Origin of the sequence: Rothia mucilaginosa, assembly GCF_001061665.1 — a bacterium.
Taxonomy (GTDB): Bacteria; Actinomycetota; Actinomycetes; order Actinomycetales; family Micrococcaceae; genus Rothia; species Rothia mucilaginosa_A.
Window position 1 is genome coordinate 1 of sequence record NZ_JVSP01000009.1, and the last position, 24,804, is coordinate 24,804.

A 24,804-nucleotide genomic window follows, 5' to 3' on the forward strand; every position below is an offset into this window, starting at 1 on the left:
GGGATGAGTAAGCCTGAGGCGATGATGCGTTTCGGTATTGCAAGCGTAACACCGTTGAAGCAGTGGTGCAGGCTGTACCGGCAGGGCGGCGCGCAGGCGCTTAAACCTAAGCCCAAGGGCAGGCCGAAGGGGTCGGTGCGGGCGGTGCCGCCAACGCGTGAGGAGGAACTCGAAGAGCGCGTGCGCAAGCTTGAGGCGCAGGTGGCGTACCTAAAAAAATCGATTGCCCTGAAGGCGCACAGACGCTCCCAAACCGGGACAAAGCCCTAGTGGTCGCTGAGCTTTCAGGGCAGGGACACGCGGTGCGTGATCTCCTCGAAGCTGCTGGCCTTGCCAGGTCGAGCTACTACTACGCGCTGGCTCACCCCCAGCAGCCAACCAGAGTACAGCTACGTGCCAAGGTCGCCCAGATCTTTTCGCGTACCCCCAACGGGTGTGGTCACAGGCAGATAGCTATGTGCCTGCGCGCTGAGGAAGGGGTGCGTATCGCTGATAAGACGGTTTTGAAGATGATGCGTCAGATGGGGCTGCGCTGCGGTATACGCCGTGAGAGGGCCTACCATAGGTACAACTCCTACAAGGGGGAGGTGGGGCAAAGTTTTGAGAACGTCATCGGTCGCGATTTCACGGCGACTGGTCCTTGGCAGAAGTTGGGTACCGACGTCACCGAGTTCAAGCTTTCCTTCGGTAAGGCCTATCTCGCTCCGGTTTACGACTTTGCCAGTAAAGAGATTGTTGCCCACTCGATCTCGATGTGCCCTAATCTTGCCCAGCAGCAAGAGATGCTTCAGGTACTCATGGATGCCAAACCCGAGGGAGCTAAGCCGATTTTGCACTCGGATATGGGGTGGCAGTATCAGCACGAGACCTACATCAGTATGCTCGCTGATAATGGTTTTATCCAGAGCATGTCACGCAAAGGTAACTGCATCGACAATGGTGCCACTGAGCAGGTCTTTGGACATCTGAAGGACGAGTTTTTTCGCGGGCAGGACTGGCCAACCTTCGAGAGTTTCAAAGCTGACCTTGAAGCCTATATCACGCACTGGAATACAACAAGACGCCAGGTAAAGCTTAAGGGCCTGACCCCGGTTGAGTACCGGGTTCAGGCCCTGCAGGAAGCTGCATAGCGGCTACTATTTAAAGCGTCCAAGTTTCGGGGCGCAGTTCATCTCCGGCGCGGGGGCTTTTCGTATAAGGCTGTTGCGTGGCGATACCTGGAGGTGTGCTACTTGGAGGCGCGCGGCTTGGCGAATCGGCGCTCGCCCAGGTAGCCGAGCAGGCTACCGAACGCGGTCCACTGCAGGGCAGCTAGAAGCAGGGTGGGCGGGTCGGTCACCTCAAAGGAATTGGGAATGACTCGGAACCACAGCAGCGGCAGGTAAATCAGAAAAAGAATGGGGGAAGCCCACACAAAGAACGGGACGGAGCGCTTGGCCATAGTGACCTCCTCGTGACGTGTTATGGCCTGGACGAGGGGAAACCTCTGTCGACACATCATAACCCGGAACCGTTCTCAATTGCTAGGGGTGTACCCGGGTGATTAGAGGTAGCGCTCCAGGCTGCTTTCCGCCATGCGGGTCAGCTGCTCGCGCACCGTGCGGGCGCGCGCCTCGCCCACGCCGTCCACGGCTCGCAAATCCTCAAGGGAGGCCGCCATGAGGGCCTGAAGGCTTCCGAAGCGCTCCACGAGGCGTTCGGCAATCGCGTTCGGAATGCTCGGAATACCGTCCAGCAGACGGAAGCCGCGCGGTTGCAGGGGAGTCTCCAAATCGGGGTTCTCGCCAAAGCCGACGGTGCGGGCAATCGTGCGCAGATCCACGATAGCCATATCGTCCAGGTTCTGAAGCGCCTCAACACCGGCGGTAATCAGCTCGTCGTTCACCTCGGGCAGGTAGTCGCGCAGAATCAGGTCGCTAGCGGTCATCTCGGGGGCGCGTAGCTCCTCCAGCTGCAGGGCAATCAGGCGGCCGTGCACGCCAAGCTCCAGCACGTAGTGGCTGACCTCGCGGATAATGCGGTTCACCATCTCCATGCGCTGAAGGGTCATCGCCACATCCGCCAGGGACACGTTCGATTCAATCTCCAGGGCCGAGAGCGAGGAAAGCACAGAGCGCAGGCGCTTCTTATAGCTTTCAAGGGTCTGAATCGCCTGGTTCGCGCGGGCCATGAGGTACTGGCTGTCCTCGACCGTGTAGCGGGTGCCGTCAACGTACACCGAAATGACGGACATTGAGGCGCTCACCGAAATCACCGGGAAACCGGTCTGAATCGCGGTGCGCTCGGCGGTGCGGTGGCGGGTGCCGGACTCGTTTGTCTCAATGGAGGCGTCCGGCATGAGTTGCACTGCGGCGTGCAACAGGCGGGTGGCGTCGCGGTCGCAGATGATGGCGCCATCCATCTTCGCCAGCTCGCGCAGGCGGGTTGCCGAAAACTCAGTGTCGATGTTGAAACCGCCCGAAGACATGGAGGAAACGGTGCGGTCGGATCCGAGTACGATGAGCGCGCCCGTACGGCCACGCATGATGCGTTCTAAGCCCTCGCGGAGCTCGGTGCCGGGGGCGATTCGGGCGATAGTTTTCAACAAAAGGTCACTATAATTCATCTGCACGAAAACCATTGTACCCATAAGGGTGGTTATTGAGCCAGGTCAGGGGCGAAACGGCGGGCTAAAGTGCCTTAAAAACGAATAGATATTCTTGATTTTAAACGATGTTGAAATGTTGTTCCCCGGGAGGCACTTGCGGCGGCCCCGGATGGTTTTACGGGTGCGGGCCGCCCCGCTGTACGCCCGTCGCGAGAGATGACCTTCGCCCCGGTAAGAAAGCGGGCCCGCCCCTACAATAGAGCCATGAGCGCCCGCACCAAGACCACCAAAACCGCCCCCGCCTACCGCTGCACCGAATGTGGCTGGACCACCGCCAAGTGGGTGGGCCGCTGCGGCGAGTGTCAGACCTGGGGCACCGTCGAAGAAGCCGCCGGGGGAACCCGCGCGCGCACCCGTGCCGCATCCAGCGTGCAGAAACCCGCCCAGCCCATCGCCGAGGTCGACTCGCGTGTGGCCGCCTACATGAGCACCGGAAACCCCGAATTTGACCGCGTACTCGGCGGCGGACTCGTGCCCGGCGCGGTCATCCTCATGGCGGGCGAACCCGGCGTGGGCAAGTCCACCCTACTGCTGGACGTTGCCGCCACCTTCGCGTGCGGCACCGCCGGGATTGCGGGTCGGAAGGGCGCGCAGAACCGGACGAACACCCCAGCGCAAAACACCTCTGCGCAGAACACCCAGCCGCCGCGCCCGGTCCTGTACATCACCGGCGAGGAATCCGCCGCGCAGGTCAAGCTTCGCGCCGACCGCATCGGTGCCATCGCGGAAACCCTCTACCTGACCAGCGAAACCGACCTCGGTACCGCCCTGGCTCACATCGAGCAGATTGACCCGGCGCTGCTGGTCATCGACTCCGTGCAGACCCTCGCCTCCGCGGAAGTTGAGGGTAGCGCCGGTGGTGTCACCCAGGTGCGCGAGGTCGCCGCCTCCGTGATTGCAGCCGCGAAGGAACGCAATATGTGCACCCTGCTCGTGGGTCACGTGACCAAGGAGGGCACCATCGCGGGCCCGCGCCTGCTTGAGCACTTGGTGGACGTGGTCTGCCAGTTCGAGGGCGATAAGCACTCGAATATCCGCATGCTGCGCGCGATCAAGAACCGCTTCGGCCCCACCGACGAGGTGGGCTGCTTTGACATGCACGAGGATGGCATCGCGCCCGTGCTGGACCCCTCCGGCATGTTCGTCTCCAGCACCCCGCACCCGGTGGCGGGCACCTGCGTGACCGTCACGATGGAGGGCCGCCGACCCCTGCTCGCGGAGGTTCAGGCACTGCTGGATCAGGCGGTGGCACCCGCCCCGCGCCGTACCGTCTCGGGCCTGGATTCAGCGCGTATCCAGATGCTGTTGGCGGTGCTGCAGCGCCGCGCCGGGCTGAACGTGGGCAAGCTCGACTGCTACGTCTCCACGGTGGGCGGTGCAAAAATTGCCGAGCCCGCCGCCGACCTGGCGTGCGTCATGGCGCTTGCCTCGGCGGCGCAAAATAAGCCGCTACCGCGTAAACTCGCGGTCTTCGGCGAGGTCGGCCTGGCGGGTGAGGTGCGCGCCGTGCCGGGCATCCGCCAGCGCATCGCGGAGGTGGGCCGCCTGGGCTTCACGCACGTGCTGGTGCCCGCCTCCCCGACCGGCGTGGGAGACGTGCCCGAGGGCGTGACCGTGCGTGAGGTGACCACCCTGGGTGAGGCGCTCGCGCTGCTCTTCCCGCAGAAGTAGCCGCCCGCGCATCAACAGCATAGAGATAGCAAGAAAGGGGGCTCCCGGCTGGCGTGAATGTCGGCCGGGAGCCCCTCCGCTATGCTTTGCGGGTGGTCGCCGACCCCGTTAGTCCCGGCGAACCTGCGAGGGACGGTCGGTGCGCGGCTGGGAGGTATTCTCCTCCTCGTTCTCGAACAGCATGATGTTGATCGAACGGGTGTGTAGCTGATCGGGCTGTCGCTGGATATTCTCCGAAGCGTTCTCCGGAACGGTACCCGTCACGGTGGCGGCGCCCATTTCGGCGGCGCGCGCCTCCATCTCTTCAGAGCTCACGTGCAGGTCAATCACCGGCAGGGAGGAGGTGCTCGGGGCGTGCTGCGTAATGGCCTCGCCCAGGGGCATTAGCTTGTCCAGAGCCTCCTTGTGGCTCATGCCGGTGGCCTCCATGAAGTCCACCACGATGAGGCGCAGCATCAGCACCAGCGACTCGCCCTCGAAGGATGCCACACCCATGTAGTGCGGGTTGAGGGTTCCGGCCAGGCGCACCATGCGGTCCTGCGCCTTCTTCATGTAGTGCTCGCGCTCTTCCTTCTTCGGCGCAGACATGCCCAGGCCGATGCTTTGGGAGGCCAGCGACAGCTCGTCCAGGGCCTTACTCAGCGAAACCAGCGCGGCCGAACGCAGCTGCACGTGGCGGATAGTTGAGGCCATGCGACGGTTGAGCACGCGGTCATTACGAATGGCCAGATCCACCGCGGCGAGGGTCTTCGCCAGGCGTTCCAGCTCCTCGCGGTTCTTACGGCTCTTCCACGACAGGTCGTTCATGCCCTGCGCGGTAATCAGGTCGCCTCGGCACGCATCATACAGCGGCTGCAGAGCGCGGGCATCAAGCAGGCTCTGGTACGCCTTGTTGTAGTCGTAGTAGCGGATTGCCTCGGAGGAGAGCTGGAAAACCTTCGCGAAGGCATCCATGAGGGCGATGGCGCGGGCGCGCGGGTTCTTACGCGGGTCGCGCGGCATCAGGTACATGGCGAGGAACGCGAAAGCGCCACCGACAATGCCGTCGAAACTGCGGGTGAACGCATCGTCAGGTACGGGCAGTAGCAACGTGAAACAGGCCTGGAAGCTGAGCTGAATCGTAAAAATAATGCCCTTATCAATAAATCGGGCAACAATCACGGTCAAGAAAAGCACCACTGCCGCCTGCCAGGTACCGTGACCGAGCAGAATCAGCAGAAGGTCGCCAATGAGAATGCCGAGGGTCACGCCGAAGGAGACCTCAAGGATTCGGCGGGCATGCTTAGCGCCGCTCACATAGCCCAGGGATACGAGGGCAGCGACCGGCGCGAAAATGGGCTCGTGGTGGCCCAGGACGCGCTCAGCGAAAAGCCAAGCGCCCATAGACGCCGCAACAATCTGCACAGACTGAAAGAAGTCTGCTCGGACTCGGTGAAGACCCTCACGGACGAACTGTCGGGTGTTCTGTTCAGTAGTGCGTAGAATGTCTGCGAATTGTGCCATGGGAACCATCATACCGTCGAGTCGAGCGGGGCGAGGGGAGGCCGGGTCTCACGGTTCTGTGACGTGCGACCTGCACCCCCGGCCAGGTCGGGAGCTCCCCCAGGGGTTTGCTGATGCCCCGGAAGAGCGCCCGAGGAGGGGAGGAGTGCCGCGGCTTACCCGCGGATGCGGCGGGCCACCCGGCGCAGAAAGCCGGTGCGGTTCTCGGGCTCCGGCGGCTCGGGGTTACGCTCGTCCCGGGCTTCCCCTCGAGGTTCGTTGTCGCCGGGGCCGGTCGCCTCGCGGGGCTCTTCCCGCTCGGCCAGCAGGCGCTCGAGCTCGGTGCGGTGCACGGCATCCCAGGAGTGCGCGCGGTCGGACATGGCCCACTCGAATCCGGCCGTCAGGCTCGTGGCCGTGAAGAGATCGCGGGCGGCGCGCACCGTGGCGGCCAGCGGCTCGGGGAGTGCCGGGACCTGCTCCACGGTGGGGAAGGGTGCGGGGGCTTCTGTTTTTCCGGGCTTCTCTTCACCGTGCGCAAGAATCTGCGTCAGCAGGTAGGCACGTTCGGCTTGTAGCGCCTCCAGCAGTTCGGCGCGGCGCGCATCCGATGCCACCGCCGCATGTCGCAGGGCGGTGGCGACCATCAGCTCGGGAACACCGCCGGCAAGCATACCCAACGGCAGGGTGAACTCGCCCAGCCCGTACTGGCTCAGCGCGCCGCCCACCCGCATCTGCGTGAACGCATCGGGAATCAGCGCGAGCACCGGAATACCGGCCGCGGCCGAGAAGACCGCCGGGTGGTAGCGGCTGGTCAGCGTGAACGCCGCCGCACGGTGCACTGCGACGCTCTGGTCGGCGTGCAGAATCGGTAGCAGGGTCGCCGGGGTGGAGGGGCTGAGCCGCTCGGCGATGCGCTGGTGCGCCTGAATATCGCCGCTGGTCGGGTCCTGCGGGTCACCGTAGTGGCTCAGAAACACGGGCGCGTAGCCGTGCTCGCGCCACATGCTGTCGAGTAGGCGTGCAATCTGCTGAGCCTGCTGGTCGGTACATTCGTTGACGGTCACGCAGACGTAGTGCTCTGGCAGCTCGTTAAGTGCCTGACTTGCTGAAATACCCTCCGCATAGTGCAGGGTGCGTGCCGGGTAAACCGTCGGGTAGTCGGTAGCGTCATCCACGCTCAGGCGCGCGTCAATATCCCGTTCGCGGCACCAGGCGAGTGAGGAGCTTTCGCGTACCGTCACCGAACGGGCGGTGCGGAGCATGCGCTCCAGAACCTGCGCATCCTCGGGGTTGAGGACCGGGCCCAAGGACTGGCCGGTCACGAATAGGGGAACACCGGCGTACTCGGCGACGAGAGCCACCGAGGCACGCTCGTAGAGGAGCCAGCCGAAGCGGGAGTTGAGGTTGCCGCCGCCCGAGATGACGACCGCGTCCATGGCGGCGATGGAGTCCGCGAAGCCCACCATGCGTTCGACGGTCTGCTCCAGCGGATGCAACACCTCGGGCAGCGCCTGCACCTGCGGTAGTGCCAGCAACTCGGCGATGGAGGGCCGCTCCCGGTCGGCGTGCAGCTCAGTCAGGACGCACTCGAGCGCCGCGAGGGTCAGCTCGCGCTCGGCCGGCGCCCAGGGGAAGAGGAAAAACGGCAGGTAGGAGTAGCCATCGCCCTCTGCGCCGCGGGGCGCGTTGAGGTACCGCGCCGAGTGTCGCTCGTCGCGGGTCATGAGGGTGACCTCCGCGCCGCCTTCGGCAAGTGCCCGAGCGCTCGCAATGGTCATCGCCTCGTCGCCCACGTGGTAGGTGTGCTGGCCGATATCGCCGACCACGAGCACGCGCGGCGCGCGGGAATGAGTAGAATGAGCGTTCTCCGTCATGGGTTAGCGGCCCTCCCCGTGAGGCGTTGCGGAACGCATGCGCCGCGCGAGGGAGCGGGCCGCGGAACTCAGAGTGCGCAGGGCGCCGCGTCCCCGCGACCGGTCGGCAGCGAATCGGGCCTCCAGCTCGCGCTGGCGCGCATCCATAGCGGCCTGACGAGCCTCAATGCGCTCTAGCCGCTCCCCGAGGGAACGCAGAAGATCCAGGGATTCGCGGGTCAGGTCGTGCCCGTCAATCACGCGACGTTCCAGATCGGCCATCAGGTGCGCCTGATAGAGGTACGGGCCTGGGCGCCCGCCGGACTGCAGGTCGTCGCGAATCGCGCGGGCGCGCACGCTTGCATCAAAACGGGCGTGCTCGGCCTGGCGCTGCACGCTATTGGCATCCGCGCCGTCGGCCTCCGGGCGTAGCGACCAGTAGGCGAGGGGTTCGTCCACGAGTAGCACCTCGGTCACGGCGGCGGCACGCAGGTTGAACTCCCAATCGCCGACCACGGGCAGGGACTCGTCGTAGAAACCGACCAGCTCGTGCAGGCGGCGACGGTAGAGGATGCCAATGGGTACCGCGCGGTTGGTGCGGTAGAGGAACTGCAGCCCGAATCCGGGCAGGCCGTCGTGGAAGATGCGCTCCTCGTACACCTCGAACTCGCCCTCGGGGGTTTCGCGTTCATAGCGTTCCACCACGCGGGTCGAGCAGATGAGTGCTTCGCTTGCGCGCAGGGCCCCGACGGTGCGCTCCAGGAACTCGGGGGCCCACAGGTCGTCATCGTCGTGGATGGCCACAAATTCGCTGTCGGTGGCCGCCAATCCGGCGTTCGAGGCCGCCTCCATATTCCCGCCGCTGGTGGTGAGTAGCATGAGTCGCGGCGCATCGCCCTCCAGCAGGTGCGCGAGGGGCGAAGCCTGCAGAATGGCGCGGGTGGCAGACTCGTCCCCGCCGTCGTTGATGACGCAGACCGTGTAGTCGGTGAAGGTCTGCTCGGCGATATTGGCCAGGGCGCGGCGCAGGAAACGGGGGCGGTCCTTCGTGCGGACCAGAACAGCTACGGTGGGGGAGGGCATAGTCACTTATCGATTGGGGGAGGCCGTGTGAAGGCTCGTGAACTCACACCATTATGAAGGGCGTTAGCTCCCGCGCTCAACCCGCGCCGATCATAGATGAGAAAGGGAATCAAGGGGGGTCTACGGCGGCCCCGCGAAGCCTCAGAGAAGCGCCTGAACCGCCATCATGACCGCCACACCGACAATAAAACACGCCGGAATGGTCACAATCCACACCAGCAGAATCTGAAGCACAATGCGGGGCTTCAACGCGTTGAAACGCTGGTTAACACCCGCACCCAGGGTCGATGCGGTCGCCAGGTGCGACGAAGAGAAGGGAACCTGCAGCAAAAAGTACCCAAGAATCTGCACGGCGGCGGTGGTTCCCTGCGCGACGGCGCCGCGGAGGGGATCGATGCGCACCATCTTGTACGCGAAGGTGTAGCCGATGCGCCGCCCGCCGCTGAGCGTTCCCAGGCCCAGGGTCAGGGCGATGAAGAGCGTGCCGAGGAGCATCCCTGCGGTGTCCAGACGGTACGTTCCGCCGGAGCCTGAATGGTCGCCGAGCAGGGGAACCATGAGCGACCACAGGAGCAGGTACAGATAGCCTGTCTGCACCCCGTGCAATAGCGAAATCGCGGAGGAGGACACCGCGAGCACCTCGCGGGAGTGCTGGTTGACCATGCGCGGGTTGTGCCCCACCACGAGCCGGTAGAAGGGAATCACCATGACCCAGGAGAGAACAAAAATCAGCGGAGGCAGGTAGAGTAGCGGCCAGAGGGTCGCCTCGAAGATGTGCGGCAGAAACGAGCTGAGGTGCAGTTCCTGGCTGCCCTGCGTGCTGAATCGGGCCCACCAGCTGACCCCGGCCAGCGCGCCGATGAGCGCGTGGGTCGAGGAAGAGGGCAGGCGGAGCGCCCAGGTCAGCATGCCCCAGATGGAGCAGACGAGCAACGCGGCGAGGATGCCGCTCAGGCCGGTCTCGCCCTCGGGGGCGCTCACCCAGGTGGCCGAGTATTCGCCCAACAGCAGGAAGGCGCTCACGACGCCGAGGACGTTGAAGAGCGCCGCCAGGTAGAGGGCCGAGCGCTCGCCGAGGGCGCGAGTGCGCACGGGCACGGCGACCGTGTTGGAGGCGTCGTGCATGCCGGTCACGTAGACGGCCGCGCCGAACGCGCAGAGGGCGAAGGGAATCAGGAGCATTAGGACTCCTGCACGATGATGCGGCCAATCTCGGTGGAGACATCGCGCATCGCGTTGGAGGCGGCGGTCAGCTGGGCCAGGAAGGTCACGTAGCGGCGGTAGCGTTCGTGGGTGTAGCGGGTGGAGATGTGGGCTTCGTACTCTTCGGCGGTGCGCAGGGCCTGCCGCGAGATGCGGAGCATGTCCATCCAGTAGTTGTCGAGGCCGCGGATATCGGCGAGCTTGGGGATGACGGCCGCGGTGAGTACGGCCTGCCGCTGGATGATATCCAGGATTGAGGTGATGTGCGTGGCAAAGCCGTCAATGCTGTGCAGGGACAGCACGTGCGCGGCGCTCGTGAGCTTTTCAACAGCGGTGGTGAGCTTACGGGCCAGGGTGTAGATATCCTCGCGCGGAATCGGCGGGGAGAAGGAGCTACGCACCTCGGTGAGGGTGCGGTAGAGCAGGTCGGTGGAGTCGGCCTCGTGCGCGAGCATGCGCTCGAAGAGGGCGGGGTATTCGGCGACGGGGGAACCCACCATTTCGGAGAGGAGCGCCGCGGCCTCGCCGACCTGGGCCGAGATTTCGGCGAGGGAGGCGAGGGATTCGTTCGCGTGGGGGAAGAGGCGGTGCAGCATAGTTCCCAGTCTAGCGAGTGGTCGGGGCTGAGGAGTATTTTGGACGCGGCCCGTGCCCGGAACCTATACCCGGAATCCGTGCCCAGAACCTGTACCCGGGGCCCATCCGCAATAATGTATTCTCAATTTCGCATATACGGGGTTTGTGGCACGGCGTGAAGAGATGCGCCAGAACCGAGAGCCAGAACCGGGCGCTGGAACTGGGGTCGAGAGCCCGGACCGGCCCAGACTGAACCGGGCTATCTCGGGCTATCTCGGGCTGATTCGGGCCGAGATACGGACCGGCCCAAACCAAGATGCAGACCATAAGGTACAGGCCGACAATATAAAACGGTGGGGGTCGATTTCTCGACCCCCACCGGAACGTTTAGGGATGTCGGGTTGGGAGCGCCTCTCGGCGGAAGGCCGCTCGAAGCGGCTAAAGATTTGGAGCCCGGGGCTACCTATTAGCAACCCGACATCTTGTAATTATTATCCACCCGCACCCGGCGCAGAGTCAATCGGAAACAGGCTTTTCAGGTCTTTGCGGCCCAATGTGGAACCTGTGCCAACTCACGAAACCAACCCGGATATTGAAGCACCGGCCCTTCCCTAAACCATAAAATCTGACGAGGGTGTTGCGCGTTTCAACAAAGCGCCTTATCGGGCCCCTATCGGCAGGGATTGAGCGCGGCGCGAACAGCGGCAGCCTGCAAATCGAGGAACCCAGCAGAGTGGGGCACCCGGCCTCTACGCGATTTCCTCCGGGTCTCGTCGAGAAGCCTCCGCGGCGCGCCACTGGGCGGCCACCGCCTCCAGGTCCTGCGCGTCCTGCTCGAGCTGCGCCGCCTGCCGCGGCATGCGCAGGTGACGCTCGACCGCCTCACGCTTAATCTCGTGGCTTGTCGCCACCGGAGTCACCGGCGCCGGATTACGCGAGTACCGCGCGAAATCCACGCGAATCCCCAGAGCCACAACGCGAGCGAAGGCCGCGCACCGCTCCATCGCCATATCCAGGTCCCCCGTGTACAGGCCGGCCAGGATCTCGTCAATCGTACGCACAACCTCCTCGGCGCCCGGCGGATCCGGCACCCCCGCCACCACGTGCGAGCGGTAGTCCTCCGCCATGCCCAGCTCAAAGGCGCGGCTCACCCCGCGTGGGGAGCGGTGCACCGTGTCCCGCAGCCGATACATGCGCCAGAGCGCGCCCGGCAGGGAGTGCGCGCTCGCGTGCGACCATAGTTCGGCAAGCATTTCGATGCCGTAGTCGTCGGTGAAGCTGACGAGCCGCTCGGTCAGCTCTCGATCCCGACCGCGCCCGCGCGTCAGCAGGATGCGGGCCGAGGCGTGAGCCGCCTCCTCACGGGCGGCGGGGTCCATGCCGCCCTCGTGCCGTTCGAACTTCTCGGAGGTAAAGAGGACGGGTCGGTGATGCGTGCGGCGGCGGGAGCGTCCGCCGGTGGAAGATGCGGATGTAGACATAGGATTACCCAGTGTACTCCTGCCGTGACCCCGCGCATTTTCGCCCGCCGTGCCGCGCCCCGCACCGTTCCGGAGGCGAGAGCCGTTAGTGTATAGTAGTTTTTATCTGCAGGCTGTATAGCTATGCGGAAAGAGCGCCTTTAGCTCAGTCGGTAGAGCTACGGACTTTTAATCCGCAGGTCGTGGGTTCGAGCCCCACAGGGCGCACCGAACGACCCGTCGCCTCCCGCTCAGCGGGGGTCGGCGGGTTTTTGCGTCGTTATTGGTTCTGTTGCTCAAGAGATGAGGAGACCCCGTGAGCGTCACCATTAAGAACCCCGAAGAAATCACGATTCTGGCCACCGGCGGCACGATCGACAAGTTTTACTCTGTCGCCGGCACCATGGATATCGGTGAGCCCGCCGCCAAGGACCTGCTCGACCGCGTCATTACCGACGTGCGCTTCGACATCCGCCCGCTCATCGGCAAGGACAGCCTGGATATGACCGACGAGGACCGCGCCGAGCTGACCGAGGCCCTGGACGCCGTCACCAACACCCAGGTGCTCATCACCCACGGCACCGATACCATGCCCGAAACCGCCCGCTACCTGCTCGAGCACGCGAAGCTGGGTGAGAAGGTCGTGGTGCTGACCGGCGCAATGCAGCCGGCCGTCATGGCGCGCTCCGACGCCGGTTTCAACCTGGGTGCCGCAATCGCCGCCCTGAACCTGCTGGACCCGGGTGTGTACATCAGCATGAGCGGCCGCATCTTCCCGGCTGAGAGCGTTCGCAAGGACCGTTCCCGAGGTATTTTTGAGGGCTAACGCGCCCGAACCGGCGCAGTCGTCTGAATCGGCACAGTCGCCGGAGGAGCACGGCCCGCGCTCCGCCGCACCGGGGCCCCGCGGCTCGGAACTCTCCGAGCCAGCGGAGGCCCTCGTTGTGGAGCCTTGGGATATTGGCAGTAGCGAGCCCCTGCCAGCAAAGGTGCTCTACGCGGTGCGCGTCGTACTGCTCATCGCCCCCGCGCTCGGCATGGTGTACTTCTTCATGCGCGCGGCTCTCTTTCCCGTGGGTGCTGTGCCGCTCGTGTACCTGGTCGTGCAGGGTTGGTTGGCCACCATCTACCGCGCCGACCGCTCCGTCATGCTGATTTACTGGGGCAACGCCGTCTCGGCGCTCCTGGCCGCGGTGATGGGTGTCTTCTTCGCGTACCTGCTATTCGCCCTGCACGGGCCGGATGCGCTCTTTAAACACTTCGGGGCATTCTACGCGGGAGCCGTATTTACGGTCATGGGGTCATTCGTGCTGGAGTTTTTCTTCTCGCTGTTCTACGCGGTGGTTCTGCGCCGGGTAATCAGGCGTAACGAGGCCTTCCACCGCGGGCCGTTCTCGGAGAACACCGGCGGCTAAAAGGGCACCGGCTGCCCCCTCTTTTCATGTTCGGGAAGCCTTCAACTGCGCATGATACGGTAGAGGCGTAAACTGTCGTCCACGCCGTCAGGAGGAGATATATGGGTACCCCGGACCGGACCACAGACGATTCCGCACCGTCCGTCGAAACCCCGGATGGCACCGCCGTGCGGACCCGGTACCAGGCGCCCATCCGCGACCTGCGGCCCGCTTCCGCGGAGGTGAGCGTCCCCTCCACCGCGATGCACCGCACGGTTCCCGCGAAGGCCGTGCCTCTTGCATCCCCGAAGGATGCGCCCCTACCCGCCCCGCACGTAGCGCAGGCCCCGACCACCTCCCTCAACCCCGCGGTGGCACCGGCCGCGCTTCCGGCGTTTCTGCGCACCTACTCCCGCGATGAGATTAGAATACGCCAGCGTCAGCTACGCAAAAACCTGCTGGTGCGCGTCGCCATTCTGAGTGTTCTGGGCCTGACGGAGGGCCTCATCATCGCCCAGTACACGCAGCCGCTGGCGATTTGTTTCTGGCTGCTTGCGGCCCTGTACATCATCGTCCAGGCCTGGCCGCTTCTGCGCCCGCCGAACGACGTTGCCGACACCTCCGTGTACAGCATCTGGGCGATTTGCTCGCTGATTGGGTACATTGGCGTGGGGCTGGTGCTCTCACCCATCACGTTCCTGCTTCTCATGCTGGACTGGGCGGGCGTCTCTATGGGGTTCGACCCGATGCTGGTGCTCTGTGGCCTAGGTCTGGTGTGGGTGAGTGAGGTTGGCCTGTCCCTACTAACGATTTACCGTTTCAACGAGTTGAGGACCGCGCTCACGCATCCCGCCCCGCAGGACGAGGCCGACGCATCCGAGGCACCCGAAGATTCCGGTACGGGCGCGGAGGCCGCCCCCTCCGATTAGGATTCCGCCGGAACGCCCCGGCCGATGCACATAAGCTCACCGAACACACCGTATTTCACCACACCATACGTACCCCGCGCCTACCCGCCGCATCGATGAACCGTCGTATATCACGGCGCGCAGGCCCTCGAAAGATCCAACCATGCCTACCCCCGAACCCGCACCGCTCCCCGCGGCTCCGGCCGCTACCTCCCCCGAGGCGTCCGTGAAGTCCTCGCGCTCTAAACCGCCGACCCCGAACCTCGTGTCGGTTGCCGGCTGGGTGCTCCTGGCCATTTCCGCGGGCTGGGTGGCGCTGCTGGTGTACACCACTGTGTCGCTGACGACGACCCATCTTCCGCGCCTGTCCACCTGGCATTCCTCCACCCTCGTGGAGGCGCAGGCCTACTACCCGGTGCTCTTCCTGATGCTGTGCACCCTCGGGAATGTGGTGCTGCACAGTTTCTGCACGGTGGCGTTCATCCGCGGCTACCGCTGGGCCGCGGTGGTGCTTTCGGTATCTTTGGTGATGGGCATTATCTCGGCGATGCTGATTATGCTGAGCGTGGGTGCCATGCTCGCCACGCTGAACGGTGCGCCCAGCCAGGAGGTCGAGTTCCTGCTGAGCACCTCCTCGCCCCTGTACACGCCCGTGTACATCGCCGGGGGTTACCTGGTGGTGTGCGTCATCGCGCTGGCGTTGGTGTGGTCGCGCCAGTCGCGTGCCTACATGGCGGCCCGCAGCTCGTGGCGTTTGAGCCGCCGCAAGGACTACCTGCTCTAACCTCTGCCGCGGGCCTGCGGCCCGCCGATAGTTTATTCACCAACCACCGATAAGGACGAACCCCGTGACCCCTACTTCCGACCCCGCACACGAGTCACAAATCCGTATCGACCCCGAAGGGCACGATGACACCGTAGAGACGCCCGATGACGGCGAGGAACGGATTGAGCCGGTGCAGAAGACTTCAGTGCTAGTCGATATCTCCTTCTGCCTGGGCGTGGGGCTCATGCTCGTGTATGCGGGTTTGGACGCGCACCAGGCCCTCGCATCCGCCGGACACGGCTGGGACATCGTCTCATTCTTCACCATTGCCGTGCCTCGCCTTCTGAGCGGAACCATCTGGGTGGAACTAATCATCCTGTGCTTCCTGGCGGTCCTGTGCACGGGTAGCAGGGGCGCACGTCAGACGCTGATGCTCTACGCGGCCGTCTGCTGCCTGAGCGGCATGCTCATCACCGCGGGGTCCTTCGACCTGGCCGGGTTTTTCTTCCCGGCCTTCACCGCGCTGAACCCCGCGACGAGCCCGGCCACCGCCTCCCTGACCGTGACGAAGGTGCTGGTCATCATCGTGGGCGTTGGCGCCGCACTTTTCATTTTTCTGCTGGGCCTTGTCTCTACTCGGGATGAGGATGTCGTCCTGTCCGAGGAGCCTCCGGCACCCGCGGCGGAGGGCGCGAAAAACGTGGCCGGGGCCGACGAAGAGGCGGGCATGACCATCGAGGAGAGGCAGGCCGCCCATTACCTGGAAATGCTCCGGCTGATTGACGAGGAGGAACGGGTGACTCGCACCCCCGCCGAGCAGCGAATCCTCGATCTTCGCGCGAAGATGGCGGTGACGGAAAACCCCCTGGAGAAGCAGCGTCTGGAGGGCGAGATTCTGCTGACGCTCCGCGCCGAGCGTGCCGGTCTGGAACCTTATGACGGCGAGCTCGACGGTGACGAACCGGTCGATGACGAGCTGGTTGATGACGAGCCGGTCGATGAGGAGAACGTCCTCAGTCATCAGAGCGCAGATACAGAAACGCGTGCTCGCCTGGAAGAAGCACAGGCACATCGGGAAGACGAGGAAGCCAACCGACGGGCTGAAGAGGCCGTTGCTCAGCAGTACGAGACGGCCCGCCGCAAGGCTGACCGGAAGAAGCCTCGCAAGGAACAGCGCGGCTACAAGGACACCTCGGTGTACACCGAGGAAGGGTACCGCCTCAACTAGCGGTGCGAGCCGTCCCCCAAACAGACTATTCGGTTCTCCCGTCGCGGGATGGAGAACATAGAAAGGAACGATAATGTCAGAGTACGGAGCTCCGGGATTAGCCCCTCAATACCAGCAAAGCCAGCCACGATCCAACGGTCGTCCTGTTGCTTTGATCTGGGTGACAGCGCTTACTGTGCTGATTATTTTGATTGGGGCGGCACAGTCTACCGTGAGCGCTTTGGAGCGGAACCATACCGCGATGAATTCAGAGGCGCTGACGCAAGTAACCATCCCTGCACTGGTCAAAATCATCCTGATGGACGCGGTAACTATTATCGCTCTGTTATTCCTCTGGCTACGGCGTAATTGGGCACGCATCGTCAGCATCGTTTTGAGTATTTTTGGCGCGCTGGGCGGTATTTTATACATTTATGGTTCCGTCATACTCTTCAACTCTGTCGATGTACAGACGCTGAGCGGTGCAGAGTTGGCGCACTTCGTTTTTGTTCTTGTGGTGGTGAATCTGCCTACTGTTTGTAACACGGTAATAACGGTATTGCTGTTCACCCCCAGTATGCGCCGGTACACGTACGCGGCTGGCGCGTACTAAAGGGTTACCTGTGTAAAGGGACGCGATAGGGCCTGATATGTCAGGTAGTACCGGGGGAAGCAAGCTTTCGGTACCGCTACTTCACAGAGCTTGAGAGAACGCAAAAGGTGGGGATACCAGACGGTATCCCCACCTTTTCTCGTCCCCGGTTCATTGGCCTAGAGGGACTTCAATCATTACTCAGCGGATTCACGCTTAGCCTTCGAGCGGCCGCGCAGGTACTCGATGAAGACCGGCACCACGGAAACCAGCACAATAATCACGGCGATGTACTCGATGTTGTTGTGCACGAACGGAATACCGCCCAGCAGCACACCGGCCAGACCAATCACGCCGATCCACGCAATGGCGCCGACGGTGTTCCACAGGTGGAACTTCTTACGGTCGTACGAAGAGATACCGGCTGCCAGCGAAACGAAGGTACGCACAATCGGCACGAAACGGCCCAGAACCAGGGCCAAACTACCGCGCTTCTGGAAGAACTCCTCAGTAGTGTGCAGGTTCTTCGTGCTCAGAATCTTCGCGTCATCTTTGAAGATGTTGCGGCCGTAGCGGGCACCAATCTGGTATCCCACCTCGGCGCCGGCCATTGCCACAATTACCAGCACGGGGAACGCAACCCACAGGGACAGACCCATCTGCTGGTGTAGCATACCCAGCGCAAAAATCAGGGAGTCACCCGGGAGAACCGGGAACAGCACACCCGACTCAATGAAAACAATGATCGCCGAAACAACCAGAACCCAGGGGCCGGTGTCGAGCAGGAACTGTTCAAGGTTAAGGCCTAGCAGCGCAACCGGAAGCTGCGCGAGGGCGGCGGCAAGAAAAGTCATGAAAAATCCTGAACTGTGAGTGGACCGCGCGCACGGATTGGCGGCGGCGGAGTAACACCAGCATAGAGAACGTGCCTATGGTGAACATAGTGCAAAACTATGCGGAGGCTGTGTAGCACAGAGACAATTCTACCGGGGTTTAGCCCGGATGCACGGGTGAGCGAGGCGTAAATCTCCGGGCCCGAGAACGAAACGGCGCGCAGTGATGCGGAACTCGCACACCCTCCCAAGAAATGACCGGCTCCGAGGCCAGGATGCGCCGGGTGTGACATGATGGGAAGACAGCGCGTCGGAGCGCCCGCCCGCGAACCACCCACCGTCGGAGAAAACCATGAACCCCCAGCAGCCGGACACCGCCACCTCCCTGCGCGACGAGGCCCGCGAACTGTTGCGCCGCCTCACCGGCGCCTCCGAAGCCGACTTCCACGACGGCCAGTACGAGGCGATTCACGCCCTCGTGGCCGGCCGCGCCCGCACCCTGGTGGTACAACGCACCGGCTGGGGTAAGTCCGCGGTCTACTTCATCTCCTCGCTGCTCCTGCGCGCCCGGGGTACCGGGCCGGCACTCATCATCTCCCCGCTGCTTTCGCTCATGCGCGACCAGGTGGCTGCCGCATCCCGCGCGGGGGTGCGCGCCGCCATGGTGAACTCAGCGAACGTCACCGAGTGGGACCGCATCCGCGAGCAGGTCGAAGCCGACGAGCTCGACGTGCTCCTGGTTGGCCCCGAGCGGCTCAACAACCCGGCGTTCCGCGAGCAGTGGCTGCCGTTTCTCATGCCTCGCCTGGGCCTGCTCGTGATTGATGAGGCCCACTGCATTTCGGACTGGGGCCACGACTTCCGCCCGGACTATCGCCGCATCGGTGCGCTGATTTCTTCTCTGCCCGCCGGCGTGCCCGTGCTCGCTACGACCGCTACAGCAAACGACCGCGTGACCCGAGATATCGCCGAGCAGCTGAGCGCCGCGGCCGGGGACGCACCCGAGGTGTACGTGGTGCGCGGCCCGCTCTCCCGGGCCTCCCTGCGCCTGGGCGTGCTCGCACTGCCCGACGAGGGCCAGCGCCTGGGCTGGCTCATGGCGCACCTGAACGAGCTACCCGGCTCGGGCATCATCTACGCGCTGACCGTTTCGGCGGCGGAGGATACCGCCTCCGCCCTGCGCGCTCGCGGATACGACGTGCTCGCCTACACCGGAAAGACCGACCCGGATGAGCGCATGGCCGCCGAGCAGGCCCTCAAGGAGAACCGCGTCAAGGCCCTCGTGGCGACCAGCGCTCTCGGCATGGGCTTCGACAAGCCCGACCTGGGGTTCGTGGTGCACCTGGGCGCGCCCTCCTCTGCGGTGAGCTACTACCAGCAGATCGGCCGTGCGGGCCGCGGGGCCGCCAACGCGGACGTCCTGCTGCTACCCGGGCGCGGGGACCGGGCCATCTGGGAGTACTTCGCGACCTCCTCGATGCCGGAGGAGGAGAAGGCCCTGCAGGTGCTGGCCGCCCTCGAGCAGACCCCCGAGGGCCTGAGCCTTGCCGCGCTGGAGGCGCGTGTGCAGCTGCGCCGCTCAACCCTGGAGCTGCTGCTCAAGGTCCTGGACGTCGAGGGCGCCGTCGTAAAGGAGAGGAGCCGCTGGTGCCGCACCTCGGCTCCCTGGAGCTACGACCGCGAACGCTACGCGGGGGTTGCGCGTGCGCGCGTGCGCGAGCAGGAGTCCATGCTGGAGTACGAGCGGACGGAGGGGTGCCGCATGGTGTTCCTCGCCCGCCAGCTCGACGATACCTCCGCTCAGCCCTGCGGGCGATGCGACCGGTGCGCCGGACCCTGGTACTCGACGCAGGTTCCCGAGGAGGCGCAGCAGGCGGCGCGTCAGAGCTTTGCTACCGTGGGGGTTCCGGTGGAGCCGCGCCGCATGTGGCCCACCGGCCTGGACCAGCTGATGGGCGTCTCCGCTCCGCGTGGCCGCCTGTCGAAGGAGGAACAGGCTGAGCCCGGTTATGCGATGGCGCGCCTGAGCGATATGGGGTACGGAACGCGCCTGCGCGAGCTCTTCGCCACGAACGAGCTTGGTGAGCCGGTTGACTCTGAGGTGCCGACTGACCTGGGCCGCGCCTGCGTGAAGGTGCTGGCGGCGTGGCAGTGGGGTGCCGCGGGGCGACCGACCGCGGTGCTGACGTTGCCGTCGCCGGTGCGTCCTCGCCTGGCGCAGTCCCTGGGCCGGGGGCTGGCTACGGTGGGTCGTCTGATGGATTTGGGGCAGGTTTCTTTGGTGGAGGAGCCCCGCTTCTTCGGTGGTAATAGCGCCTTCCGCTGTGCCGACGTTTTGCGTTCTTACCTGGTTCCGAGCGAGGTGCTGGACTACGTGCGCGAGAACCGCTGCGCGGTTCTGCTGGTTTCGGATCTGGTGGATTCCCGCTGGGCTAACACGGTGGTGGCTCGCGCGTTGAGGGAGGCCGGGGCCGCCGCGGTGTATCCTTTCTCTTTGGCCGCTACTCACTAGTCGCGTTTCACGCTCTTTTACTCCCCGACGAGGTTATATGTCATATTCGGAATATTTAAATTTGACGGTTGATGACGGTTCTTCCACCGTGCTCAGTGACATTCCCGCGCGTGCCGACCACCGTGAGTGGATGGGCCTTGCCCTGACGGAGGGGAAGGCCGCCGGTGAGCGCGGCGAGATTCCCATCGGCGCCGTCGTCGTGGATGAGCACGGGACCGTCGTCGCCTCCGCCGGCAACACCCGCGAGCGGGAACACGACCCCAGTGCCCACGCGGAGGTGAACGCGATTCGGCAGGCGGCGGCGCGGCTGGGGCAGTGGCGGCTGGAGGGATGCACCCTCGTGGTGACCGTCGAGCCCTGCCTCATGTGCGCCGGCACGATTCTGGCCTCGCGCGTCTCGACGGTGGTTTTTGGCGCCTGGGAGGAGAAGACGGGCGCCTCCGGTAGCCGCTACGATGTGCTGCGGGACGGGCGGGTGGCGCCGGCTCCCGAAGTGTATGCGGGGGTGCGCGCCGAGGAGTGCGCACGGCTCATGCTGGATTTTTTCAGGGAGCGTCGCTCCTGAGCGCGTTCCTGCCCGCGTTTCTCGGTGGTGTGCCCCTCGGCGGCGCACCCTTCGGCTGTGCCCTGTCGCCGGTATTCTGTTGCGAATAATTCGGCGAGTGGATTCTGCCGCTCTGCCCTGCCTCCCAGCCCAGTCGCCCCCCCGTCGCGCCCGGGGCCTGTCACAGGGGCCTGTCACAGGGGTTTGTCACCGGGGCCTGTTCCCTGGGATTGTAGCGGGGGAGGAGGCCTAGTGAAACCGGTCATGGGTTCGTGGCTTATTTGAACGAAAAACCCCAATTCTTTGAAAAATACTCCAAAAATTTCAAAAATAGACGCTTTTTCACCCGAAAATCCCCACAAAACCACACTTAACCGGGTCTACGATATATAAGCATCGGAGCCTGAGAACCCCTCCGCGTCCTTCAGCAGGTATCGCGGAACGAGGTCCTCGGGCTCGTACTTTTACCGTTTCTACCCGTCGTACAAATTGAAGGGACCGCCGTGCTTCGCGTTGATAACATCTGGGCCAAGGGGCGTCACCACGCCCTTTTTGGCCGCACCACTTTCTCGGTAGGTGGGGGCGAAGTCATCATCGTTCAGGCCGACAGCCAGATGGAACGTACCTCCCTGGGCCTGGCCCTCACCGGCCGTTTGCCCCTGTCGGGCGGCGAGATTTACTGGAGCGCCGGCGATGAGGAGCCTCAGCCGATTTCAATGAAGAAGCTGCGCCGCATCAGCGACATTATCGATTCCCCCGATGTGACCTCCCCAGAGCAGCACATGCGCGTGCACGACTACGTCTCTGAGATGCTCTCCTACAATCTGCCGATTTTTGGTCGTTCCCACGCGGGCCGCTGGTTGAAGGAGCGCGGCCTCGAGGATTTGGACGGCCTGTGGATGGACGAGCTGGACGGCGAGATGAACATCGAGCTCATGGCCGCCCTGGCACAGAGCAGCCCCTCGGATCTGCTGGTCTTCGATACCCCGTCGCGCCACCTGAACCACACGCGCATGTGGCTTCCCTTCCTCGAGGAGCTGGCCAACGATGAGGACCGCCCCCGCACTGTGGTGGCGATTGTCCCGCATATTTCCGATACCTGGCACGGTGCGCGTGCCGTGGTGGGTAGCGTCCACATGGATCAAGAGGGGAAGTTCGAGGCCCCCGAGGACGAACCGGCGGAGGAATCGATCGAGCCGGAGATTGACGTGATTGAGGTGCGTGAGGTGGAGGAAATCCCCCTGACCTCTTCGATTCCCCTCACCCCCGCGGCCGGGGTAGCGGCCGAAGCCACCGTTGTGGCGACCCCCGTTCCCGCGGCGTCCGGCGTGACCGAAGCCGTTCGGGCCGTTGATCAGAAATCCACTGATCAGAAACCCGCTGACCAGAAACCCAACACCCAGAAGACCGCTGAGAAGGAGTAAGAATGACTGTTCTGCGTGTTGCTCTTGTTGAGCTTAAGCGCCTGACCAGCGGTGTTTTGCCGGTCCTGGTGCTCATTGCGATGTCCTGCATCCCCCTGCTGTACGGTGCCCTGTACCTGTACGGCAACTGGGACGCCTACGGCCACGTGAACGGCATCGTGGGTGCCCTCGTGGTTGAGGATGAGGGCGCGACGGATTCTTCCGGCCAGCAGGTGAATACCGGTGCCGACGTGAAGAAGAATCTTCTGGACGCCGGCACGTTTGATTGGCGTCAGGTTCCGACCCGCGAGGAGGCCGTCGACGGTGTGGAGAAGGGCACCTACGATTTTGCATTGGTGATTCCGAAGAATTTCTCCCGTAACCTGCAGAGCGCGGCCGCGTTTAAGCCGGATGCCAACGGTAATACGGGCACGATTGATCCCCAGTCGGCCGGTATTGAGATTGTCACGAATGACGCGAACAACTACGTGCTGACGAATATCGTGACGAAGGCGGGCACATCGGTGCGCGATTCGGTGGCGTCGAAGGTGGGTAATGCCACCGCGAATGCGTTGCTGGCAAGCTTCACCACGATTCACTCGAAGATGGGGGAGGCGGCCAGCGGCGCAGAGAAGGTGAACACCGGCACGGTCAAGCTGGCCGATGCGATTGTTCAGCTCAAAGACGGCTCGGCCACGGTGAACGACGGTGCCCTCAAGCTGAAGGACGGCACAGTCACCCTTTCTGATGGCACGACCCAGCTGGTGGATGCGCAGAAGCAGCTGGCCGATGGCGCGGATAAGCTGGCAAGCGGTGCGGCAACCCTGGATTCGGGCGCCGCAACCCTGAATTCGGGCGCCGCGAAGCTGGTGGACGGCTCGACGACCCTGAAGAACGGCACTTCGACCCTGGCTTCTGCCGCGGCTTCGGCTTCTGACGGCGCGTCGAAGCTGAAGGACGGCTCGGCCACCCTGGCTCAGGGTACTTCTTCGCTGAAGGATGGCTCGGCCACCCTGGCCCAGGGCGCGAACAGCCTGGCTGAGGGCACCCACAAGCTGCGTCAGGGCCTGGATGAGTCGGGTATCCGCGAGCTGCCGGGCCAGCTGAACGCGATGTGTCAGCACCTGCAGCAGACGGACACCTCCGCCCCGAGCGGTGATTTTGGCCGCGACCTGTCGAATACCGTGGTGTCGGCGAGTGCGCAGAGGCTTCGCGAGCGTCTGGCGCCGATGGTGGCCGCTGGCACCATGACCCAGCAGCAGGCCGATGAGCTGGTGTCTTCGGTGGATTCCGATGAGTTTAAGGGTGAGGTGGCAACGCTGAACCAGAAGGCTCTGGAGTCTCATTTAGCCTCGCGCAGTGCGACTGCCGCAGATGCTATGTCGAAGCTACAAGCCCTGAAGTCGAGCCACTGCGTCGCGGACGGTTCTTCGTCCTCTGCGGCTAAGATTCAGACCCTGGTGTCGGGCGTGGACGCGCTGGATGCGGCTTCCACCTCGGTGGCGAAGGGCGCCTCTTCCCTGGCTGAGGGTGCGGCCCGCGTTGATAGCGGTGCTTCTTCGCTTGCTTCGGGCGCGGCTACCCTGGCCGATGGTAACGCCCAGATTGCTTCGGGTGCATCCTCCCTCGCTTCGGGCGCCTCTTCCCTGGCTGAGGGCACCGAGAACCTGAAGTCGGGTACCGAATCGCTCAAGAGCGGTACCGCGACCCTGAAGGACGGCACGAGCACTCTGGCCGAAAAGGAGCAGAGCGCCGTCGAGGGCCAGCAGAAGGTGGCCGATGGCGCGTCGAACCTGAAGGACGGCGCGTCCCAGCTCACCGAGGGTACGGAGAAGCTGGCCAGCGGCACGGATCAGCTGAATAGCGGTGCCTCGGAGCTGAAGGATGGCACCTCCTCCCTGCAGAGCGGCCTGGCCTCTGGCACGAAGCAGGTTCCAAACCTTTCGGAGTCGGAGCAGGCGAAGGTGGCCGACACGATGTCGAACCCTGTGACGCTCTCGCACGATTCCCTGGCTTCGGGCCGTAACTACGGTGAGGGCATGGGTCCGTTCTTCATGTGCCTGGCGCTGTGGATTGGTGGCCTGATGCTGGTTCAGACGCTGCGCGTGATGAATAACCGTGCGTTGGCTTCGCACGCCCCGTCGGTTCGCGTGATGCTCGGTAGCTGGATGCCCTTCGGTCTGGTGGGTATTGCTCAGGCGACGCTCATGTTCGTGGTGATTAAGTTCGGTCTGGGCTTTGAGATGGCTCACCCGTGGCTGGCGTGGTTGTTCCTGTGCTTTGTGGCTCTGATCTTCACCGGATTTATTCACGGTCTGACGGTGTTCCTGGGTGCTCCCGGCAAGCTGGTGGCTCTGGTGGTCCTGATTCTGCAGCTGGTGACCGGCGGCGGCACGATGCCGTACGAGACTCTGCCCGAGTCGATTCGTTGGATGCACGATTTCTTCCCGATGGGTTATGCGGTGACGGGTATGCGTCGCCTGTCGTATGGCGTGAACGAGTCGAGCCTGTGGGGCATCATGCTGGTTCTGACCCTGTGGGGTCTGGCGGGCTTGCTGCTGGGTTACCTGGGCACGCGACGTGATCGCACCTGGTCGTTGAAGAAGCTCGCACCGGAGATCACTGTCTAATAAAATAGAGGTATACCTGCAAAAAGGGAGGGAGGAC

Annotated in this window: 22 protein-coding genes and 1 tRNA gene; 14 read left to right on the forward strand and 9 right to left on the reverse strand. The window is 63.8% G+C overall.

Annotation, left to right across the window (positions count from 1 at the left end; genetic code table 11):
• A partial coding sequence (locus ADJ95_RS05565; RefSeq protein ID WP_049332556.1) for a helix-turn-helix domain-containing protein occupies positions 1-270 on the forward strand: 270 nt, incomplete at its 5' end.
• Entirely contained in the window at positions 270-1,130 is an 861-nt protein-coding gene (locus tag ADJ95_RS05570) for an IS3 family transposase (RefSeq protein WP_049333393.1), read from the forward strand. The genes ADJ95_RS05565 and ADJ95_RS05570, both read left to right, overlap by 1 nt.
• A 98-nt stretch (positions 1,131-1,228) precedes the next feature.
• Here the strand turns inward: ADJ95_RS05570 and ADJ95_RS05575 are convergent, their stop codons facing one another.
• Together ADJ95_RS05575 and disA are read right to left on the reverse strand one after the other, a co-directional pair.
• Complete coding sequence (locus ADJ95_RS05575) at positions 1,229-1,441, reverse strand: phosphoglycerol transferase (protein WP_152691711.1); 213 nt, start codon at positions 1,439-1,441, stop codon at positions 1,229-1,231.
• 102 nt (positions 1,442-1,543) lie between these two features.
• Complete coding sequence (gene disA / locus ADJ95_RS05580; RefSeq protein WP_049333395.1) at positions 1,544-2,620, reverse strand: DNA integrity scanning diadenylate cyclase DisA; 1,077 nt, start codon at positions 2,618-2,620, stop codon at positions 1,544-1,546.
• Positions 2,621-2,851: 231 nt separating this feature from the next.
• Here disA and ADJ95_RS05585 point away from each other — a divergent pair, with 231 nt between their 5' ends.
• Positions 2,852-4,318 (forward strand): DNA repair protein RadA, encoded by a 1,467-nt coding sequence (locus ADJ95_RS05585; RefSeq protein WP_049333397.1) that lies wholly within the window; start codon positions 2,852-2,854, stop codon positions 4,316-4,318.
• Between the two features lie 108 nt (positions 4,319-4,426).
• Here the strand turns inward: ADJ95_RS05585 and ADJ95_RS05590 are convergent, their stop codons facing one another.
• The 6 genes from ADJ95_RS05590 to ADJ95_RS05615 form a co-directional block, all read right to left on the reverse strand.
• Complete coding sequence (locus ADJ95_RS05590) at positions 4,427-5,821, reverse strand: FUSC family protein (protein ID WP_239662798.1); 1,395 nt, start codon at positions 5,819-5,821, stop codon at positions 4,427-4,429.
• 155 nt (positions 5,822-5,976) lie between these two features.
• On the reverse strand, positions 5,977-7,677 hold the full coding sequence (locus ADJ95_RS05595; protein ID WP_049333401.1) for a polysaccharide pyruvyl transferase family protein: 1,701 nt from the start codon (positions 7,675-7,677) through the stop codon (positions 5,977-5,979).
• 3 nt (positions 7,678-7,680) lie between these two features.
• Complete coding sequence (locus ADJ95_RS05600) at positions 7,681-8,739, reverse strand: glycosyltransferase family 2 protein (protein WP_049333403.1); 1,059 nt, start codon at positions 8,737-8,739, stop codon at positions 7,681-7,683.
• A gap of 141 nt (positions 8,740-8,880) precedes the next feature.
• Positions 8,881-9,921, reverse strand: a complete 1,041-nt coding sequence (locus tag ADJ95_RS05605; protein WP_049333405.1) for an inorganic phosphate transporter — start codon at positions 9,919-9,921, stop codon at positions 8,881-8,883.
• Complete coding sequence (locus ADJ95_RS05610; RefSeq protein WP_049333407.1) at positions 9,921-10,538, reverse strand: hypothetical protein; 618 nt, start codon at positions 10,536-10,538, stop codon at positions 9,921-9,923. The genes ADJ95_RS05605 and ADJ95_RS05610 overlap by 1 nt, the downstream gene beginning before the upstream one ends.
• A gap of 729 nt (positions 10,539-11,267) precedes the next feature.
• Positions 11,268-11,999 (reverse strand): hypothetical protein, encoded by a 732-nt coding sequence (locus ADJ95_RS05615; protein WP_049333409.1) that lies wholly within the window; start codon positions 11,997-11,999, stop codon positions 11,268-11,270.
• 134 nt (positions 12,000-12,133) lie between these two features.
• Between ADJ95_RS05615 and ADJ95_RS05620 the strand changes: the two genes are divergently transcribed.
• The 7 genes from ADJ95_RS05620 (at position 12,134) to ADJ95_RS05650 (ending at position 16,866) form a co-directional block, all read left to right on the forward strand.
• Positions 12,134-12,206, forward strand: a tRNA-Lys gene (locus ADJ95_RS05620).
• An 88-nt stretch (positions 12,207-12,294) separates the two neighbouring features.
• Positions 12,295-12,804, forward strand: a complete 510-nt coding sequence (locus ADJ95_RS05625) for an asparaginase domain-containing protein (RefSeq protein WP_049333411.1) — start codon at positions 12,295-12,297, stop codon at positions 12,802-12,804.
• Positions 12,794-13,393 (forward strand): hypothetical protein, encoded by a 600-nt coding sequence (locus tag ADJ95_RS05630; protein ID WP_049333413.1) that lies wholly within the window; start codon positions 12,794-12,796, stop codon positions 13,391-13,393. Before ADJ95_RS05625 ends, ADJ95_RS05630 begins: the two co-directional genes overlap by 11 nt.
• 101 nt (positions 13,394-13,494) lie before the next feature.
• Entirely contained in the window at positions 13,495-14,301 is an 807-nt protein-coding gene (locus ADJ95_RS05635; RefSeq protein ID WP_065423990.1) for an organic solvent tolerance protein OstA, read from the forward strand.
• Positions 14,302-14,443: 142 nt separating this feature from the next.
• Positions 14,444-15,064, forward strand: a complete 621-nt coding sequence (locus ADJ95_RS05640) for a hypothetical protein (protein WP_049333415.1) — start codon at positions 14,444-14,446, stop codon at positions 15,062-15,064.
• A 64-nt stretch (positions 15,065-15,128) separates the two neighbouring features.
• Positions 15,129-16,274: an MFS transporter gene (locus tag ADJ95_RS05645; protein ID WP_049333416.1), complete on the forward strand. Its 1,146-nt coding sequence runs from the start codon at positions 15,129-15,131 to the stop codon at positions 16,272-16,274.
• Positions 16,275-16,347: 73 nt separating this feature from the next.
• Positions 16,348-16,866 carry a hypothetical protein gene (locus ADJ95_RS05650; RefSeq protein ID WP_049333418.1) on the forward strand — a complete coding sequence of 173 codons (519 nt, stop codon included), beginning with the start codon at positions 16,348-16,350 and terminating at the stop codon, positions 16,864-16,866.
• Between the two features lie 176 nt (positions 16,867-17,042).
• Here ADJ95_RS05650 and ADJ95_RS05655 read toward each other — a convergent pair whose 3' ends face one another.
• Positions 17,043-17,699: a DedA family protein gene (locus ADJ95_RS05655; RefSeq protein WP_049333420.1), complete on the reverse strand. Its 657-nt coding sequence runs from the start codon at positions 17,697-17,699 to the stop codon at positions 17,043-17,045.
• 331 nt (positions 17,700-18,030) lie between these two features.
• Between ADJ95_RS05655 and ADJ95_RS05660 the strand changes: the two genes are divergently transcribed.
• The 4 genes from ADJ95_RS05660 (at position 18,031) to ADJ95_RS05675 (ending at position 24,767) form a co-directional block, all read left to right on the forward strand.
• Complete coding sequence (locus ADJ95_RS05660; RefSeq protein WP_049333421.1) at positions 18,031-20,190, forward strand: RecQ family ATP-dependent DNA helicase; 2,160 nt, start codon at positions 18,031-18,033, stop codon at positions 20,188-20,190.
• Positions 20,191-20,227: 37 nt separating this feature from the next.
• Positions 20,228-20,755: a nucleoside deaminase gene (locus tag ADJ95_RS05665; protein ID WP_049333423.1), complete on the forward strand. Its 528-nt coding sequence runs from the start codon at positions 20,228-20,230 to the stop codon at positions 20,753-20,755.
• A 482-nt stretch (positions 20,756-21,237) separates the two neighbouring features.
• Positions 21,238-22,158 (forward strand): multidrug ABC transporter ATPase, encoded by a 921-nt coding sequence (locus ADJ95_RS05670; protein ID WP_049333425.1) that lies wholly within the window; start codon positions 21,238-21,240, stop codon positions 22,156-22,158.
• A gap of 2 nt (positions 22,159-22,160) precedes the next feature.
• Positions 22,161-24,767 (forward strand): YhgE/Pip domain-containing protein, encoded by a 2,607-nt coding sequence (locus ADJ95_RS05675; protein ID WP_049333427.1) that lies wholly within the window; start codon positions 22,161-22,163, stop codon positions 24,765-24,767.
• Positions 24,768-24,804 lie beyond the last annotated feature (37 nt).